Raw genomic sequence first — 16,722 nt, 5'->3', positions numbered from 1 at the left:
CAATGGAACGCATGCCCTCCGCACTGCCCGACGGCGAACCCGTCCCCTCCGACGGCGCCCTCCCGGCGTCCGCGCTCGCCGCCGCCGACCGCCCCCTCGGTTTCTACCTGCACGTCCCGTACTGCGCGACCCGCTGCGGATACTGCGACTTCAACACCTACACCGCCCCCGAGCTGCGCGGCACCGGCGGCGTCCTCGCCTCCCGGGACAACTACGCCGAGACACTCGTCGACGAGGTCCGCCTCGCCCGCAAGGTGCTCGGCGACGACCCCCGCGAGGTCCGCACGGTCTTCGTCGGCGGCGGTACGCCCACCCTGCTGGCCGCCGACGACCTGGTCCGGATGCTGGGGGCGATCCGCGACGAGTTCGGCCTCGCCGCGGACGCGGAGGTGACGACGGAGGCCAACCCCGAGTCGGTCGACCCGGCGTACCTCGCCACCCTGCGGGAGGGCGGCTTCAACCGGGTCTCCTTCGGTATGCAGAGCGCCCGGCAGCACGTCCTGAAGGTGCTGGACCGCACCCACACCCCGGGCCGCCCCGAGGCGTGCGTCGCCGAGGCCCGCGCGGCCGGCTTCGACCACGTCAACCTGGACCTGATCTACGGCACGCCCGGCGAGTCCGACGACGACTGGCGCGCGACCCTCGACGCGGCGCTCGGCGCCGGACCCGACCACGTCTCCGCGTACGCCCTGATCGTCGAGGAGGGCACCCAGCTGGCCCGCCGCATCCGGCGCGGCGAGGTCCCGATGACCGACGACGACGTGCACGCCGACCGGTACCTGATCGCGGAGGAGCGGCTGTCGGCGGCGGGCTTCGACTGGTACGAGGTGTCGAACTGGGCCACCTCGGACGCGGGGCGCTGCCTCCACAACGAGCTGTACTGGCGGGGCGCCGACTGGTGGGGCGCCGGCCCGGGCGCGCACTCGCACGTGGGCGGCGTGCGCTGGTGGAACGTGAAGCACCCGGGGGCGTACGCGGCGGCGCTGGCGGAGGGGCGGTCGCCGGGAGCCGGACGGGAGATCCTCACGGACGAGGACCGGCGCGTCGAGCGCATCCTGCTGGAGCTGCGGCTGCGGGAGGGCGTCCCGCTGTCGCTGCTGCGCGAGGCGGGGCTCGCGGCGTCGCGGCGGGCACTGTCCGACGGACTGCTCCAGGAGGCGCCGTACGAGGCGGGCAGCGCGGTGCTCACGCTGCGGGGCCGGCTGCTGGCGGACGCGGTGGTGCGGGACCTGGTGGACTGACGGGGCTTTCCTCGCCCCCGCCCGCGGAGGCGTTGAGTCCCGCCGGCTGGGCGAGAGCGTCACGCCGTCACGAAGTCGATCAACTCCTCGACCCGCCCCAGCAACTCCGGCTCCAGGTCCTTGTAGGAGCCCACCCGCGCCAGGATCGCCTGCCACACCGCCCCGGTGTTCTCCGACGGCCACCCCAGCGCCCGGCACACCCCCGTCTTCCAGTCCTGGCCGCGCGGCACCCGGGGCCAGGCGCCGATGCCGACCGACGCCGGCTTCACCGCCTCCCAGATGTCGATGTACGGGTGGCCCACCACCAGCGCGTGCTCGCTCGTCACGTCCTGCGCGATCCGCCACTCCTTCGACCCGGGCACCAGGTGGTCCACCAGGACCCCCAGCCGCGCGTCCGGCCCCGGCGCGAACTCGGCGACGATCGACGGCAGGTCGTCCACGCCCCCCAGGTACTCGACCACGACGCCCTCGACGCGCAGGTCGTCGCCCCACACCTTCTCGACCAGCTCGGCGTCGTGCCGCCCCTCGACGTAGATCCGCCCGGCCCGGGCCACCCGGGCGCGCGCCCCGGGGACGGCGACCGAACCGGACGCCGTGCGGGCGGGCCGTACCGGACCGGACGACGGGCGCACCAGGGTCACCACGCGCCCCTCCAGCAGGAAGCCGCGCGGCTCCATCGGGAAGGCCCGGCGCTTGCCGAAGCGGTCCTCCAGGGTCACCGTGCCCGCCTCGCAGCCGGTCACCGCACCGCAGAACCCGGTGCCGGGCTCCTCGACCACCAGACCGGGGTCGGCCGGGACCTCCGGTACCGGCTGCGACTTCTTCCACGGAGGGGTCAGGTCGGCGGAGTACTGGCGCATTCTCAGGACGATACGAGGAATCCGCCGTCCGTGATCAGCGCGACACGCCGAAGCGCGCGGCCAGCGCGTCCCGTTGGGCCCGGACGAACGCCGCGTCCACCACCGCTCCGTGGCCGGGCACGTACAGCGCGTCCACACCGCCCAGGGCGAGCAGCCGGTCCAGGGCGGCCGGCCAGCGCGAGGGCACGGCGTCCGGGCCCGCCTGCGGCTCGCCGGACTCCTCGACCAGGTCGCCGCAGAACACGACCGGCGGATCACCCGGCACGAGCACCGCGAGGTCCTGGCCGGTGTGCCCCGGCCCCACGTCGGCCAGCAGCACCCGCCGGCCGCCGCCCAGGTCGAGCGGGTACGCGCCGTCGACCTCGCGGTGGACGCGGACGAGCGCGTCGACCGCGTCCTCGGCCGCCCCCGCGTCCAGCCCCTCCGCCACCGCGTCCGCACGCAGCGCCTCCCGCCCCCGTCCGCCCCGCGCGAACACCGCCCCGACGCCCGCCGCGCCGTGGACCTCCGCGCCCGCGAACGCCGCCGCGCCGAAGACGTGGTCGAAGTGCGGGTGGGTCAGCGCGAGATGCGTCACACGGTGACCGGCGAGCCGCCGCGCCTGCGCACGCACCCGGGCGCCCTCCCCGAGGCTCGACCCGGTGTCCACGACCAGCGCCGCGCCCGCGCCGACGACCAGCCCCGCCGTGCAGTCCCACACCGGCAGCCGGCACCGGCCCACCCCGTCGGCCAGCCGCTCCCATCCCAGGTCTTCCCAAGTCACCGTCACGACGGCGACGCTAGCGGTGCGGCACCCGCGTGCACGGCGGCGCGGCCCCGGCCTTGCCGGGGGCGTACCCCACGGCCGTACACTGGGCCGGGGAAGTCTGGCACTCGTCCACGGTGAGTGCCAGGAGGAACACCGGGCGGACGACTTCTGGAGGTGTGCGCGATGCTCAGTGAACGCAGGCTGAAGGTGCTGCGCGCCATCGTCCAGGACTACGTCGGCACCGAGGAGCCGGTCGGCTCCAAGGCCCTCACCGAACGGCACAACCTCGGCGTCTCCCCGGCCACCGTGCGCAACGACATGGCGGCCCTGGAGGACGAGGGGTTCATCGCCCAGCCGCACACCAGCGCCGGGCGCATCCCCACCGACAAGGGCTACCGGCTCTTCGTCGACAAGCTGGCCGGCGTCAAGCCGATGACCGCGCCCGAGCGGCGCGCCATCCAGAACTTCCTGGAGGGCGCCGTCGACCTCGACGACGTGGTGGCCCGTACGGTGCGGCTGCTCGCGCAGCTGACCCGGCAGGTCGCCGTCGTGCAGTACCCCTCGCTGACCCGCTCGACCGTGCGGCACGTGGAGCTGCTGGCGCTGGCGCCCGCGCGTCTGATGCTGGTGCTGATCACGGACACCGGGCGGGTCGAGCAGCGGATGGTCGACTGCCCGGCGCCGTTCGGGGAGTCGTCCCTGGCGGACCTGCGCGCGCGGCTCAACAGCCGGATCGCGGGCCGCCGTTTCACGGACGTGCCGAGCCTGGTCGAGGATCTCCCCGAGGCCTTCGAGGCCGAGGATCGCGGTACGGTCTCCACCGTGCTCTCCACCCTGCTGGAGACGCTGGTCGAGGAGAACGAGGAGCGGCTCATGATCGGCGGCACCGCCAATCTGACCCGCTTCGGGCACGACTTCCCCTTGGTGATCCGACCCGTCCTCGAGGCGCTGGAGGAGCAGGTCGTGCTCCTCAAGCTCCTCGGCGAGGCGAAGGATCCGGGCGTGACCGTCCGTATCGGTCACGAGAACGCCCACGAGGGACTCAACTCCACGTCCGTCGTGTCGGTGGGCTACGGTTCGGGCGGCGAGGCGGTTGCCAAGCTCGGCGTGGTCGGACCGACCCGCATGGACTACCCGGGAACGATGGGAGCGGTACGCGCAGTGGCACGGTACGTCGGACAGATCCTGGCGGAGTCTTAGGTGGCCACGGACTACTACGCCGTACTCGGCGTGCGCCGCGACGCTTCCCAGGACGAGATCAAGAAGGCGTTCCGGAGGCTCGCCCGCGAGCTGCACCCGGACGTCAACCCCGATCCGAAGACCCAGGAGCGGTTCAAGGAGATCAACGCCGCCTACGAGGTGCTCTCGGACCCGCAGAAGAAGCAGGTCTACGACCTCGGGGGCGACCCCCTCTCGCAGGCCGCCGGCGGCGGCGCGGGCGGCTTCGGCGCGGGTGGCTTCGGGAACTTCTCGGACATCATGGACGCGTTCTTCGGTACGGCGTCGCAGCGCGGACCGCGCTCGCGCACCCGCCGGGGCCAGGACGCGATGATCCGCATCGAGATCGAGCTGGACGAGGCCGCCTTCGGCACGACCAAGGACATCCAGGTCGACACGGCCGTCGTCTGCAACACCTGCAACGGCGAGGGCGCGGCCCCCGGCACCTCGGCCCAGACCTGTGACATGTGCCGCGGCCGCGGTGAGGTCTCACAGGTCACCCGGTCCTTCCTGGGCCAGGTCATGACCTCCCGGCCCTGCCCCCAGTGCCAGGGCTTCGGCACCGTGGTCCCGACCCCGTGCCCGGAGTGCGCGGGCGACGGCCGGGTGCGCTCCCGGCGCACGCTCACCGTGAAGATCCCGGCCGGCGTCGACAACGGCACGCGGATCCAGCTCGCGGGCGAGGGCGAGGTCGGCCCCGGCGGCGGCCCCGCCGGCGACCTGTACGTCGAGATCCACGAGCTGCCGCACTCCACCTTCCAGCGCCGCGGCGACGACCTGCACTGCACGGTCACCATCCCGATGACGGCGGCGGCCCTCGGCACCAAGGTGCCGCTGGAGACCCTGGACGGCATGGAGGAGGTCGACATCCGCCCGGGCACCCAGTCCGGCCAGTCGATCCCGCTGCACGGCCGCGGCGTCACCCACCTGCGCGGCGGCGGCCGGGGCGACCTCATCGTCCACGTCGAGGTCACCACGCCCACCAAGCTCGACACCGAGCAGGAGCGCGTCCTGCGCGAGCTGGCCAAGCTCCGGGGCGAGGAGCGCCCACAGGGGCAGTTCCAGCCGGGTCAGCAGGGGCTGTTCTCCCGTCTGAAGGACGCCTTCAACGGGCGCTGACGCGAGGGTTGCCAAGGGCTCCGCGGTGCGGATGCTCCTGGCGTATGCCGACGGAAGCCCGGATTCGGACTTGTTCAAAGGACGTGACAACATGCCGTCATGTCCTCCGCACTGACCGATCTCTTCCCCTACCCGATCGTGCAGGCGCCCATGGCGGGCGGCGTCTCCGTGCCGCAGCTCGCCGCCGCGGTCTGCGAGGCGGGAGGGCTGGGCTTCCTGGCCGCCGGGTACAAGACCGCGGACGGGATGTACGAGGAGATCAAACAGCTGCGGGGACTGACGGGCCGCCCCTTCGGCGTCAACCTCTTCATGCCGCAGCCCGAGACGGCCGACCCCGCCGCGGTCGGCGTCTACGCCCACCAGCTCGCCGGTGAGGCCGCCTGGTACGAGACGGAGCTGGGCGACCCCGACAGCGGCCGCGACGACGGCTACGACACCAAGCTCGCGGTGCTGCTGGACAACCCGGTGCCGGTGGTGTCGTTCCACTTCGGCGTCCCGAGCCGCGAGGTCGTCGACTCCCTGCACCGCGTGGGCACCTTCGCCCTGGTCGCGGCGACCACCGCGGAGGAGGCCAGGGCCGTCGAGCGGTCCGGCGCCGACGCGGTGATCGCGCAGGGCACCGAAGCCGGCGGACACCAGGGCACCCACCGCGACAACGTGGAGACGGGCGGCACCGGCACCGGGCTGCTGTCCCTGGTCGCCCAGGTCAGGGAGGCGGTGAGCCTGCCCGTCGTCGCCGCCGGCGGCATCATGCGCGGCGGTCAGATCGCCGCGGTCCTCGCCGCGGGCGCGAGCGCGGCCCAGCTGGGCACCGCCTTCCTCGCCACCCCCGAGTCCGGCGCGCACGCCCTGCACAAGCAGGCGCTGACCAACCCCCTGTTCGTCCGCACCGAACTGACCCGGGCCTTCTCCGGCCGCCCCGCCCGCGGCCTGGTCAACCGCTTTTTGCGCGAACACGGCGCCTACGCCCCCGCCGCCTACCCGGACGTCCACCACCTCACCGCGCCGCTGCGCAAGGCCGCGGCGAAGGCGGGCGACGCGCAGGGCATGGCGCTGTGGGCCGGACAGGGCCACCGGATGGCCCGGGAACTGCCCGCCGGGCAGCTGGTGGAGGTGCTGGTGGCCGAACTGGCCGCCGCCGGGACAGCGTTGTCAGGCTGGTCGGGCTTCACGTCGGGAGGTACGGGCCGATGACGGCACCGGTGTTCGTGGTCGACTCGCTCGGGCCGGGGGACCTGCCGGGCGGGGAGTACGTCCTCGACGGCCCCGAGGGACGGCACGCCGTCTCCGTGAAGCGGCTGCGGACCGGCGAGGACGTCGTCCTCACCGACGGACGCGGACGCTGGGCCGAGGGCGTGGTGCGGGCCGCCGAGGGCAAGGACCGCCTCGTCGTCGGCGGACTGGAACCCGTCCACGAGGAGCCCGAGGAGCGGCCCCGCCTCACCGTCGTGCAGGCCCTGCCCAAGGGCGACCGCGGTGAGCTGGCCGTCGAGACGATGACGGAGGTCGGTGTCGACGCGATCGTGCCGTGGGCGGCGTCCCGCTGCATCACCCAGTGGAAGGGCGAGCGAGGCCTGAAGGCGCTCGGCAAGTGGCGGGCGACGGCCCGGGAGGCCGGCAAGCAGTCCCGCCGGGTCCGCTTCCCCGAGGTCGCGGACGCGGCGACGAGCAAGCAGGTCGCCTCACTTCTGGCCGACGCCGACTTCGCCGCCGTACTCCACGAGAGCGGCGACGAGCCCCTGGCGGCAGCCGAACTCCCCGCCACCGGCGACATCGTGCTGGTCGTCGGCCCCGAAGGGGGCGTGTCTCCCGAGGAGTTGGCGCTCTTCGCCGCGGCCGGCGCCCGGCCCTACCGCCTGGGCCGCAGTGTCCTGCGCACCTCCACCGCCGGAACCGCGGCGACCGCCGTCCTGCTGGCCCGCACCGGCCGCTGGTCCTGACGGCCTCCGGCCCGTGCGGGCCCCGTCAGCCGTCCGCCGCGCGGGCGGCGGCGACCGCCGGGAACAGGTCCCAGCCGTCCAGGTCCACGGAGCGGCCGAGCAGCCCGCGCCGGGCCGCCTCGTCGACGAAGGCCCGTACCACCCCGGGTTCGTGCAGGTTGAGCGCCTCGTCGCCCAGGGCCACGCAACCCGAGGGCAGAAACCCGTCGGGGACGAACCGGTCCGTGCCGCCCCGGAACAGCAGGCGGGTGCGCGTCCCGTCGCGGGAGAGGGTGAGCATCTCCTGGCAGGGGCCCGCGCCGCTGTGCCGGTGACGCACCGACCACACGTAGGGGGCCGTCCCGTCCACGACGAGTCTCCTGATCCGACCACCACCGCCCATCCGCCCCACGGTAGTACCGAGTGGCCGTATGCGCCCTACCGTTCGGGCCCGCCGCGGTGGCACCCTGCCTTCCATGGGGGCATCGAGGCGAATCCGGCGCGTGGCTCCGGTGGTCGTCGGCGCGGTCGTCGCCGTCGCCGGCGTGGGCGCGTGCGACCCGGGCGGGCTCAGTTCCGCGTCCGTGGCGTACACCACCGACCAGACCGTGACACGCGAACTGCAGCGGCAGAAGGCACAGGTGCGGTGGCTCACCTGCACCGCCTCCTACGGGGACGACGGCTCCACCGCGTCGGCGGGCGAGGACACCGTCGCCTCGGTCGACTGCAAGGGCAAGACCGACGACGGGAAGGACATCACCGTCGACGGCGAGGTCACCCGGGTCGTCAACGGCGCCTGCGTGCGCGGCGACCTGACCGCGAAGGTGGGCGGCAAGGAGTGGTTCCGGGTCAAAGGGCTCGGCAACTGCGACGCCACCAGCGCCCCGCCCGCGGGCCGGCCCGACCCGCAGGGGCCCGGGCCCACGGTCACCGTCACCCGGACCATCTGGTGCCCGGACGACCCGCACTGCCGTCCGGTGGAGGGCAAGTAGTCCCGGCCGGCGGCGCCCGGCAAGTGATCCGAACCTCTGTCGGCGGACGGCACCCCTGCATAGGGTGAGGGGGTGACACAGCCCGCAGCGTCTGCCTACCTCCGTTTTCCGCACCCGCACGGCGAGTTGGTCGCCTTCACCGCCGAGGACGACGTGTGGCTCGCGCCGCTCGACGGCGGCCGGGCCTGGCGGGTCAGCGCCGACAACGTGCCGGTGAACCACCCGCGCGTCTCGCCCGACGGCACCACGGTCGCCTGGACCTCCACCCGCGACGGCGCCCCCGAGGTGCACATCGCCCCCGTCGACGGCGGCCCCGCCCGGCGCATCACCCACTGGGGCAGCGTCAGGACCCAGGTCCGCGGCTGGACCCCGGACGGGGAGGTCCTCGCCCTCAGCAGCCACGGGCAGGCCAGCCTGCGCCGCTCCTGGGCCCGCGCCGTCCCGCTCGACGGCGGACCGGCCACCGTCCTGCCGTACGGGCCCGTCGGCGACGTCGCGCACGGCCCGCACACCGTGCTGCTGTCCGCGACGATGGGCCGCGAGGCCGCCTGGTGGAAGCGCTACCGGGGCGGCACGGCGGGCAAGCTGTGGATCGACGCCGAGGACGACGGCGAGTTCGTACGGCTCCACAGCGACCTCGACGGAAACATCGAGTACCCCTTCTGGGTCGGCGAGCGCATCGCGTTCCTCTCCGACCACGAGGGCACCGGCGCCCTCTACTCCTCCCTCGCCGACGGCTCCGACCTGCGGCGCCACACCCCGCTTGGAGGCTTCTACGCCCGGCACGCGGCCACCGACGGCGTCCGTGTCGTCTACTCCAGCGCCGGCGAGCTGTGGACGCTGGACGACCTGGAGGGGGCCGAGCCGCGCCGGCTGGAGATCCGGCTCGGCGGTGCGCGCGTCGACCTCCAGGCCCGCCCGGTGAACGCGGCCCGCTGGTTCGGCTCCGCGTCCCCCGACCACACCGCGCGCGGCAGCGCCGTCGCCGTCCGCGGGGGAGTGCACTGGGTCACCCACCGCTCCGGACCCGCCCGCGCGCTGGCCGCGCAGCCCGGCGTACGGACCCGGCTGCCGCGCGCCTTCCGCGCCGACGGCGAGGAGTGGGTGGTGTGGGTGACGGACGCCGAGGGCGACGACGCCCTGGAGTTCGCGCCCGCCACCGGGCTCGCGCCGGGCGCCACCGCGCGGCGCATCGCCGCCGGGCAGCTCGGCCGGGTGCTCGCCCTCGCCATGGCGCCCGACGGCAGCCGGGCCGCCGTCGCCTCGCACGACGGACGGGTGCTGCTCGTCGAACGGGAGACCGGCGAGGTCCGCGAGGTCGACCGCAGCGACAACGGCGACGCCTCGGGGCTGGTCTTCTCGCCCGACTCCGCCTGGCTCGCCTGGTCCCACCCCGGCCCCGACCCGCTGCGCCGGCTCAAGCTCGCCAACACCACCGACCTGTCGGTCTCCGAGGCGACCCCGCTGCGCTTCAAGGACTACGCGCCGGCCTTCACCCTGGACGGCAAGCACCTCGCCTTCCTGTCCACCCGTTCCTTCGACCCGGTCTACGACGAGCACGTCTTCGACCTGGCCTTCGTCGAGGGCGCCCGCCCGTACCTGATCACCCTCGCCGCGACCACCCCCTCGCCCTTCGGCCCGCAGCGCCACGGCCGCGCCTTCGAGACGCCGGACCGGGACGAGACCCCCGACAGCGATTCCACCCCGACCACCCGGATCGACATCGAGGGCCTCGCCGACCGCATCGTGCCCTTCCCGGTCGAGGCCGCCCGTTACTCCGGGCTGCGCGCCGCCAAGGACGGCGTGCTGTGGCTGCGCCACCCCGTCACCGGCGTCCTCGGCGCCTCCCGCGCCACCCCGGACGACCCCGACCCGCACACCGAGCTGGAGCGCTACGACCTGGTCCAGCAGCGCGTCGAGCACCTGGCCGGGGACGCCGACCACTTCGAGGTGAGCGGCGACGGCAAGCGGGTGCTGCTGTGGACCGACGGACGCCTCAAGGTCGTGCCGAGCGACCGGAGGGCCTCCGGCGACGAGGACAGCGACACCAACATCACCGTCGACCTCGGCCGCGTCCGGCAGACCGTCGACCCGGCCGCCGAGTGGCGGCAGATGTTCGACGAGACCGGCCGCATCATGCGGGACCACTTCTGGCGGCCCGACATGAACGGCGTCGACTGGGACGGCGTCCTGGACCGCTACCGGCCCGTCCTGGACCGCCTCGCCACCCACGACGACCTGGTCGACCTCCTGTGGGAGGTGCACGGCGAACTCGGCACCTCGCACGCCTACGTCACCCCGCGCGGCGGCCACGGCTCCGGCGCCCGGCAGGGCCTGCTCGGCGCCGACCTCTCCCGCCACGAGGACGGCACCTGGCGCATCGACCGCGTGCTGCCCTCGGAGACCTCCGACCCCGAGGCCCGCTCCCCGCTCGCCGCGCCCGGTGTCGCGGTGCGCGCCGGGGACGCGATCGTCGCGGTCGCCGGACAGCCCGTGGACCCGGTCACCGGGCCGAACCCGCTGCTCGTCGGCACCGCGGGCAGGCCGGTCGAGCTGACCGTCTCCCCCTCCGGCGGCGGCGAACCGCGGCACGCCGTCGTCGTCCCCCTCGCCGACGAGGAGCCCCTGCGCTACCACGCCTGGGTCGCCGACCGCCGCGCCTACGTCCACGAGCGCTCCGACGGCCGGCTCGGCTACCTCCACGTGCCCGACATGGTCGGCGCCGGCTGGGCCCAGCTCCACCGCGACCTGCGCGTCGAGGTGGTCCGGGAGGGCCTGGTCGTCGACGTCCGGGAGAACCGTGGCGGGCACACCTCCCAGCTCGTCGTCGAGAAGCTGGCCCGGCGGATCGTCGGCTGGGACCTGCCGCGCGGCATGCGGCCGTCGAGCTACCCGCTGGACGCGCCCCGCGGACCGGTCGTCGCCGTCGCCAACGAGTTCTCCGGCTCCGACGGCGACATCGTCAACGCCGCGATCAAGGCCCTCGGCATCGGCCCGGTCGTCGGCACCCGCACGTGGGGCGGCGTCATCGGCATCGACAGCCGCTACCGGCTGGTCGACGGCACGCTGATCACCCAGCCCAAGTACGCCTTCTGGCTGGAGGGCTACGGCTGGGGCGTGGAGAACCACGGCGTCGACCCCGACGTCGAGGTCCCGCAGCGCCCCCAGGACCACGCGGCGGGCCGCGACCCCCAGCTGGACGAGGCGATCAGGCTGGCGCTGGAGGCACTGGAGTCGGCACCGGCGAAGACACCGCCGGAACTGCCGGCCTGAGCCGACCTGAGGGGCGCGGGGAACCGCGTGATCGGCCCCGACGGAGCCGCACCCGAGCGACTAGCATGCCCCGTACCATCCCACCAGCGAAAAGGAGCGCATGCGCATGGCGGGCGAACCACAGGACGACTGCCTGTTCTGCAAGATCGTCGCAGGCCAGATCCCCGCGACGATCGTCCGCGAGACGGACACGACCGTCGCCTTCCGGGACATCAACCCCCAGGCGCCCACGCACGTCCTGGTGATCCCCAAGGCCCACTACCGGGACGCGGGCGCGCTCGCCGCCGGCGCCCCGGAACTGGCGGCGGACGTCCTGCGCGAGACCCAGGCGGTCGCGGACCAGGAGAAGCTCGACAGCCACCGCACCATCTTCAACACCGGCAGCGGCGCCGGCCAGACCGTCTGGCACACCCACGCCCACGTCCTCGGCGGCCGCGGCCTCGAATGGCCCCCCGGATAGGCAGCCGTGTCCGTACGTGAACTGGTGGTCCTCGGCACCGCCAGCCAGGTCCCCACCCGCCACCGCAACCACAACGGCTACCTGCTGCGCTGGGACGGCGAGGGCATCCTGTTCGACCCCGGCGAGGGCACGCAGCGCCAGATGCTGCGCGCCGGGGTCGCCGCCCACGACCTGAACCGGATCTGCGTCACGCACTTCCACGGCGACCACAGCCTCGGCCTCGCCGGCGTCATCCAGCGCGTCAACCTCGACCGGGTGCCGCACGAGGTCACCGCCCACTACCCGCGCTCCGGGCAGCGCTTCTTCGACCGCCTGCGGTACGCCACCGCCTACCGCGAGACGGTCGCGCTCACCGAGTCCCCGGTCGACACCGACGGCCCCCTCGCGGTCACCCCCGCCTACACCCTGGACGCCCGCAGGCTCTCCCACCCCGTCGAGTCGTACGGCTACCGCCTCACCGAGCCCGACGGCCTGCGCATGCTGCCGGACCGCCTGGCCGCGCACGGCATCAAGGGCCCCGACGTGGGCCGCATCCAGCGCGAGGGCTCACTGAACGGCGTCCCGCTCGACGAGGTCAGCGAGGTCCGCCGCGGCCAGCGGTTCGCGTTCGTCATGGACACCCGGCTCTGCGCGGGCGTGCACGCGCTCGCCGAGGACTGCGACCTGCTGGTCATCGAGTCGACCTTCCTCGACGAGGACGAGACCCTCGCCGGCGACCACGGCCACCTGACCGCCGGCCAGGCGGCCCGGGCAGCCCGGGACGCGGGTGTACGGCACCTGGTCCTGACCCACTTCAGCCAGCGCTACGCGGACCCCGGGGAGTTCGAGCGGCAGGCCCGGGCGGCCGGCTACGAGGGCGAGCTGACCGTGGCCCACGACCTGCTCCGCGTCCCGGTTCCGAAACGTCGGTGAAACCGCCGTACGATGCTCTGATGCCTCTGCCCAAAGCTGAACTGCACCTCCACATCGAAGGCACCCTGGAGCCCGAGCTGGCCTTCGAGCTGGCCGCCCGCAACGGCGTGTCCCTGCCGTACGCGGACACCGACGCGCTGCGCGAGGCCTACCGCTTCGAGGACCTCCAGTCCTTCCTGAACCTGTACTACGAACTCATGGCCGTCCTGCGCACCGAGCGGGACTTCGAGGACCTCGCCGACGCCTACCTCGCCCGCGCCGCCGCGCAGGGCGTGCGGCACGCGGAGATCTTCTTCGACCCGCAGGCGCACCTGGTCCGGGGCGTGGAGATGGGCACGGTCGTGGAGGGGCTGTGGCGGGCACTGGGCCGCAGCCGGGAGCGGCACGGCGTCTCCACCCGGCTGATCATGTGCTTCCTGCGCGACGAGTCCGCCGAGTCGGCACTGCGGACCCTCGACGCCGCGAAGCCGTACCTCGACCGGATCACCGGCGTCGGCCTGGACTCGGCCGAGGTGGGCCACCCGCCGGCCAAGTTCCGCGAGGTGTACGAGGCCGCCGCCGCCCTCGGGCTGCGCCGGGTCGCGCACGCGGGCGAGGAGGGGCCGCCGGAGTACGTCACCGAGGCTCTGGACGTCCTCGGCGTCGAGCGGATCGACCACGGCCTGCGCTGCGTGGAGGACCCGGCGCTGGTCGAGCGGCTGGTGCGCGACCGTGTCCCGCTGACCCTGTGCCCGCTGTCCAACGTGCGGCTGCGGACGGTCGACACCCTCGCCGACCACCCGCTGCCCGCCCTGCTGGACGCCGGGCTGATATGCACCGTCAACTCCGACGACCCGGCCTACTTCGGCGGCTACGCGGGCGACAACTTCGACGCCGTGCGACAGGCGCTCGGCCTCACCGAGGACCGGCTGCGGGAGCTGGCCCGCAACTCCTTCCTCGCCTCCTTCCTGGAGGACGACGAGGAGCTGCGGGCGAGTTACCTCGCCGAGGTCGAGGCCTACGCGTTCCCGGCGGCGTAGGGCTCAGCCCGCCCCGGCCCCCGGTGCGGCCGCCGCCTGCCGGGGTCCCGCCGTGTCGTAGGCACCCCGGACAGGGACGGCCGGTGCGTCCACGGTGATCTCCACGACCGGCTGCTCCGGGGCACCGACCTCGGGCACGGCCCCGCTCGGCGTGCCGGTGGCGGCGGCGACCAGGGCGGCCGGGGTGCCACCGCGGCGGCGGATCGCGCCGGGCAGCAGCGGGCGCCCGCCGGTGTGCAGGGCGACGGCGGTCATCGGCGCGGCCACCACGAGCAGCAGGGCGGCGAGGACCAGGCCCATCACCGGGTATCCGGCCTGCGCGGACAGCACACTGCCGGTCAGCGGACCGGCCGCCGTGCCCAGCGAGGACGCCGACCCGACGAGCACCGCCCAGCGGCCCCGCGGGTCGAGCGAGGCGGCCAGGCCGATCAGGTACGACAGCACGACCGGGTACAGCGTGTTCCAGGCGATCTCCCCGGCCGCGAAGGTCGTCGGAGTGGTCGCGGACGCGGTCAGGGCGATGCACCCGGCGATGACCACCGTCCCCGCCCCGACGGGCATCGCGCGTCCCAGCCGCGGCCCGAGCGCGCCGGCCGCCAGCACTCCGAGCAGCCCCGCGCCGAGGGCGACGGCGAACACGACGCCGAGGGTGGCGTCACCGAGCCCGGCCTGCGTGAGGCCGATCCGGCCGCTGACACCCCACAGGGAGTTCTGTGCCAGGGACCAGCAGAGCACGGCCGCGGCGAGGACCGGCCCCGAGCGGCGGCCCGGGAGCGGGGAGGTGGTCCCGGTGCCGTGGGCGGCCGGGGACGCGGCCTCCCGTCCCGGCAGCCGGCGGGTCAGCGGCCACACCACGAGCGCGGTCAGGGCGATCGCGGCCAGCGGCAGGCCGTGCGCCCGGCCGAGGTGGGGAACCGTCAGGTACACCGCGCCGGCCAGCGCGGAGACGGTCAGCAGGCCCAGCGTGGAGGCCTGGTGCGGGTCCCTCCCCCACGCTCGAACACCCTCGCGAGGGGGGACCCCCATGGCGGCGATCCCGGTCGCGGCGACGGTCATGGCCGTACCGGAGCCGAGGCCGCCCAGCACCGCGCCGGCGACGACGGCGGGGACGGCGGTGGTGAGCGAGGCGGCTCCGTAGCCGAGGAAGGCCAGGGCGAGCCCGAAACGGGCCGGTGTCCGGGCGCCGAGCCGCTGCATCCGGGAGGCGAGCAGGAAGCCGGCGGTCGCCGAACTCAGCAGCAGCGCACTGCCGACGGCACCCGCCTGTGTGGCGGTCAGCGGCAGTCCGGTGTCGAGTCTGCCGACGGTGGTGGGCAGCAGATACGGAGGAAGGTACCCGGCCGTGAACAGGGCGACGAGGGGCCAGGGGGCGGTGCGGGGGGCGAACACGGGCGTTCCCAGGGCGTGCGAAAGGGACTCGGGAGAGGAGGGGGGCGACGACCGTCGACGGACAGTGCGCGCGGGCAATTTGTATCAAGCGCGAGGAGGCGTGAAACAGGCGAGGGGGTGTGTTCTGGATCACATGCGCGTTTACGTCCGTCAGGGTCGGGTAGGAGCGCTGGCCGCCGTCGGTGAACCGCCTGGTCGTCGAGCGGATCCGCCGCCTCCGTACCGGGCCTGACCGCGCGTCACCGCGAGGGCCCGGCCCCTCGTGACCCGCCGTCAGCCGTGCCTCCCGCGGCACCGGCCCGGACGCCGCGGGGTTGTCGGTGGTGTGGTGCACACTGGCGGGGTCCGCACCATGCCAGGGAGCGCACCGTGACAGCGTCCACCGTGTCCACCGTGTCCACCGCGTCCGACGGGCCCGCCATGCCCGTCATGCCGGCCGACGGGAGAACGCACCGCCACGTCCCCGCCGAGGGGCACCACCACCCCCAGGTCGATCCCCTCGCCGCCCTGCGCACGCCGCAGGACCCGCCCTGGGACGTGTACCTGACCGGCACCGTCTTCCTCGACGTCGTGTTCACGGGGCTCGACTCCGCCCCGGTGCGCGGCACCGAGTCCTGGGCGCGGGGGATGGGATCGAGCCCGGGCGGCATCGCCAACATGGCGACCGCGCTGGCCCGCCTGGGCCTGCGCACCTCGCTGGCCGCGGCCTTCGGCGACGACCACTACGGCGACTACTGCTGGGACGCCCTCGCCCAGGGCGAGGGCATCGACCTGAGCCCCTCGCGCACCGTGCCCGGCTGGCACTCGCCGGTGACGGTCTCGATGGCCTACGAGGGGGAACGCACGATGGTCTCCCACGGCCACGAGCCGCCCCCCGAGGAGCCGTCCCCCGAGTGCCCGCCCCGCGCGCGTGCCGCCGTCGCCTCCCTGACGCCCGGTGTCCGCGCCCCCTGGATCGCCCAGGCCGCCGCGCGCGGCACCCGCGTCTTCGCCGACGTCGGCTGGGACGACACCGGCGCCTGGGACCTGGCCAAGCTGCCGGACCTCGCGCACTGCGAGGCCTTCCTGCCGAACGCGGAGGAGGCCATGCGCTACACCGGCACCGACTGCCCCCGCGAGGCCGCGCACGCCCTGACCGAGCACGTGCCGCTCGCCGTGGTCACCCTCGGCGCGGACGGCGCCTACGCGGTGGACCGGCGGACGGGGGAGAGCGCCGAGGTCCCGGCCATCGAGGTGGAGGCCCTGGACCCCACCGGCGCGGGGGACGTCTTCGTCGCCGGGTTCGTCACCGGGACGCTGGCCGGCTGGCCGCTGGCCGACCGGCTGGCCTTCGCCGGCCTCACCGCCGCCCTCTCCGTCCAGGAGTTCGGCGGCTCCCTGTCGGCGCCCGGCTGGTGCGAGATCGCGACCTGGTGGCGCAAGGTCCAGTCCGTGGCGGGCCAGGACCCGGCGGCCCTGCGCCGCTACGCGTTCCTCGCGGACCTGGTCCCGGACGACCTGGTGGCGCCCTGGCCCCTGCGCCGCGCCGTACCGACCATCGGCTTCCGTCGCCCGGCCTGACCGAACGGGCGG

15 protein-coding genes are annotated in these 16,722 nt (G+C 74.5%); 11 read left to right on the top strand and 4 right to left on the bottom strand.

Going from position 1 to position 16,722, the window contains the following annotated elements; all coding sequences use genetic code 11:
* Positions 1-11 precede the first annotated feature (11 nt).
* Complete coding sequence (hemW, locus tag ACZ6EG_RS03565; protein WP_391967960.1) at positions 12-1,241, top strand: radical SAM family heme chaperone HemW; 1,230 nt, start codon at positions 12-14, stop codon at positions 1,239-1,241.
* A 59-nt stretch (positions 1,242-1,300) separates the two neighbouring features.
* Here hemW and ACZ6EG_RS03560 read toward each other — a convergent pair whose 3' ends face one another.
* The gene (locus ACZ6EG_RS03560) at positions 1,301-2,101 is read right to left on the bottom strand and encodes a DUF3097 domain-containing protein (RefSeq protein ID WP_469601174.1); all 801 of its coding nucleotides are present in this window, start codon (positions 2,099-2,101) and stop codon (positions 1,301-1,303) included.
* A gap of 34 nt (positions 2,102-2,135) precedes the next feature.
* On the bottom strand, positions 2,136-2,870 hold the full coding sequence (locus ACZ6EG_RS03555) for an MBL fold metallo-hydrolase (protein ID WP_469601171.1): 735 nt from the start codon (positions 2,868-2,870) through the stop codon (positions 2,136-2,138).
* A gap of 162 nt (positions 2,871-3,032) precedes the next feature.
* Here ACZ6EG_RS03555 and hrcA point away from each other — a divergent pair, with 162 nt between their 5' ends.
* From hrcA to ACZ6EG_RS03535, 4 genes are all read left to right on the top strand, one after another.
* Complete coding sequence (gene hrcA / locus ACZ6EG_RS03550; protein ID WP_391967957.1) at positions 3,033-4,049, top strand: heat-inducible transcriptional repressor HrcA; 1,017 nt, start codon at positions 3,033-3,035, stop codon at positions 4,047-4,049.
* Entirely contained in the window at positions 4,050-5,186 is a 1,137-nt protein-coding gene (gene dnaJ, locus ACZ6EG_RS03545; protein WP_391967956.1) for a molecular chaperone DnaJ, read from the top strand.
* A 99-nt stretch (positions 5,187-5,285) separates the two neighbouring features.
* Positions 5,286-6,380, top strand: coding sequence for a nitronate monooxygenase (locus ACZ6EG_RS03540; protein WP_469601167.1), 1,095 nt, complete (start codon positions 5,286-5,288; stop codon positions 6,378-6,380).
* A complete protein-coding gene (locus ACZ6EG_RS03535; protein WP_391967954.1) occupies positions 6,377-7,126 on the top strand; it encodes a 16S rRNA (uracil(1498)-N(3))-methyltransferase in 750 nt (249 codons plus the stop codon). Before ACZ6EG_RS03540 ends, ACZ6EG_RS03535 begins: the two co-directional genes overlap by 4 nt.
* A 25-nt stretch (positions 7,127-7,151) precedes the next feature.
* Here ACZ6EG_RS03535 and ACZ6EG_RS03530 read toward each other — a convergent pair whose 3' ends face one another.
* Positions 7,152-7,508, bottom strand: coding sequence for a hypothetical protein (locus tag ACZ6EG_RS03530; RefSeq protein WP_469601163.1), 357 nt, complete (start codon positions 7,506-7,508; stop codon positions 7,152-7,154).
* A 73-nt stretch (positions 7,509-7,581) separates the two neighbouring features.
* Between ACZ6EG_RS03530 and ACZ6EG_RS03525 the strand changes: the two genes are divergently transcribed.
* The 5 genes from ACZ6EG_RS03525 to ACZ6EG_RS03505 all read left to right on the top strand — a co-directional run bounded on the left by ACZ6EG_RS03525 (position 7,582) and on the right by ACZ6EG_RS03505 (position 13,761).
* Positions 7,582-8,097: a hypothetical protein gene (locus ACZ6EG_RS03525; RefSeq protein WP_391967952.1), complete on the top strand. Its 516-nt coding sequence runs from the start codon at positions 7,582-7,584 to the stop codon at positions 8,095-8,097.
* Positions 8,098-8,169: 72 nt separating this feature from the next.
* Positions 8,170-11,370 (top strand): S41 family peptidase, encoded by a 3,201-nt coding sequence (locus tag ACZ6EG_RS03520; RefSeq protein WP_469601160.1) that lies wholly within the window; start codon positions 8,170-8,172, stop codon positions 11,368-11,370.
* 106 nt (positions 11,371-11,476) lie between these two features.
* A complete protein-coding gene (locus ACZ6EG_RS03515) occupies positions 11,477-11,830 on the top strand; it encodes a histidine triad nucleotide-binding protein (protein WP_383642392.1) in 354 nt (117 codons plus the stop codon).
* Between the two features lie 6 nt (positions 11,831-11,836).
* A complete protein-coding gene (locus ACZ6EG_RS03510) occupies positions 11,837-12,742 on the top strand; it encodes a ribonuclease Z (RefSeq protein WP_361014467.1) in 906 nt (301 codons plus the stop codon).
* 20 nt (positions 12,743-12,762) lie between these two features.
* Positions 12,763-13,761, top strand: a complete 999-nt coding sequence (locus ACZ6EG_RS03505) for an adenosine deaminase (RefSeq protein WP_391967949.1) — start codon at positions 12,763-12,765, stop codon at positions 13,759-13,761.
* Positions 13,762-13,764: 3 nt separating this feature from the next.
* Here ACZ6EG_RS03505 and ACZ6EG_RS03500 read toward each other — a convergent pair whose 3' ends face one another.
* The gene (locus ACZ6EG_RS03500) at positions 13,765-15,150 is read right to left on the bottom strand and encodes an MFS transporter (protein WP_469601154.1); all 1,386 of its coding nucleotides are present in this window, start codon (positions 15,148-15,150) and stop codon (positions 13,765-13,767) included.
* 429 nt (positions 15,151-15,579) lie between these two features.
* Between ACZ6EG_RS03500 and ACZ6EG_RS03495 the strand changes: the two genes are divergently transcribed.
* Positions 15,580-16,710 carry a carbohydrate kinase family protein gene (locus tag ACZ6EG_RS03495; RefSeq protein WP_391968287.1) on the top strand — a complete coding sequence of 377 codons (1,131 nt, stop codon included), beginning with the start codon at positions 15,580-15,582 and terminating at the stop codon, positions 16,708-16,710.
* Positions 16,711-16,722: the final 12 nt, after the last annotated feature.

Source organism: Streptomyces sp. NPDC041968, from assembly GCF_055589025.1.
The sequence above is the reverse complement of the archived record's forward strand: the minus strand, read 5'-3'. Positions and strand labels throughout refer to the sequence as shown.

Excerpts from the sequence above, each read along its gene's own strand:
- hemW (WP_391967960.1), top strand. The coding sequence starts at position 12 with ATGCCCTCCGCACTGCCCGACGGCGAACCCGTCCCCTCCGACGGCGCC.
- ACZ6EG_RS03560 (WP_469601174.1), bottom strand. The coding sequence starts at position 2,101 with ATGCGCCAGTACTCCGCCGACCTGACCCCTCCGTGGAAGAAGTCGCAG.
- hrcA (WP_391967957.1), top strand. The coding sequence starts at position 3,033 with ATGCTCAGTGAACGCAGGCTGAAGGTGCTGCGCGCCATCGTCCAGGAC.
- ACZ6EG_RS03540 (WP_469601167.1), top strand. The coding sequence starts at position 5,286 with ATGTCCTCCGCACTGACCGATCTCTTCCCCTACCCGATCGTGCAGGCG.
- ACZ6EG_RS03535 (WP_391967954.1), top strand. The coding sequence starts at position 6,377 with ATGACGGCACCGGTGTTCGTGGTCGACTCGCTCGGGCCGGGGGACCTG.
- ACZ6EG_RS03530 (WP_469601163.1), bottom strand. The coding sequence starts at position 7,508 with ATGGGCGGTGGTGGTCGGATCAGGAGACTCGTCGTGGACGGGACGGCC.
- ACZ6EG_RS03525 (WP_391967952.1), top strand. The coding sequence starts at position 7,582 with ATGGGGGCATCGAGGCGAATCCGGCGCGTGGCTCCGGTGGTCGTCGGC.
- ACZ6EG_RS03515 (WP_383642392.1), top strand. The coding sequence starts at position 11,477 with ATGGCGGGCGAACCACAGGACGACTGCCTGTTCTGCAAGATCGTCGCA.
- ACZ6EG_RS03505 (WP_391967949.1), top strand. The coding sequence starts at position 12,763 with ATGCCTCTGCCCAAAGCTGAACTGCACCTCCACATCGAAGGCACCCTG.
- ACZ6EG_RS03495 (WP_391968287.1), top strand. The coding sequence starts at position 15,580 with ATGCCGGCCGACGGGAGAACGCACCGCCACGTCCCCGCCGAGGGGCAC.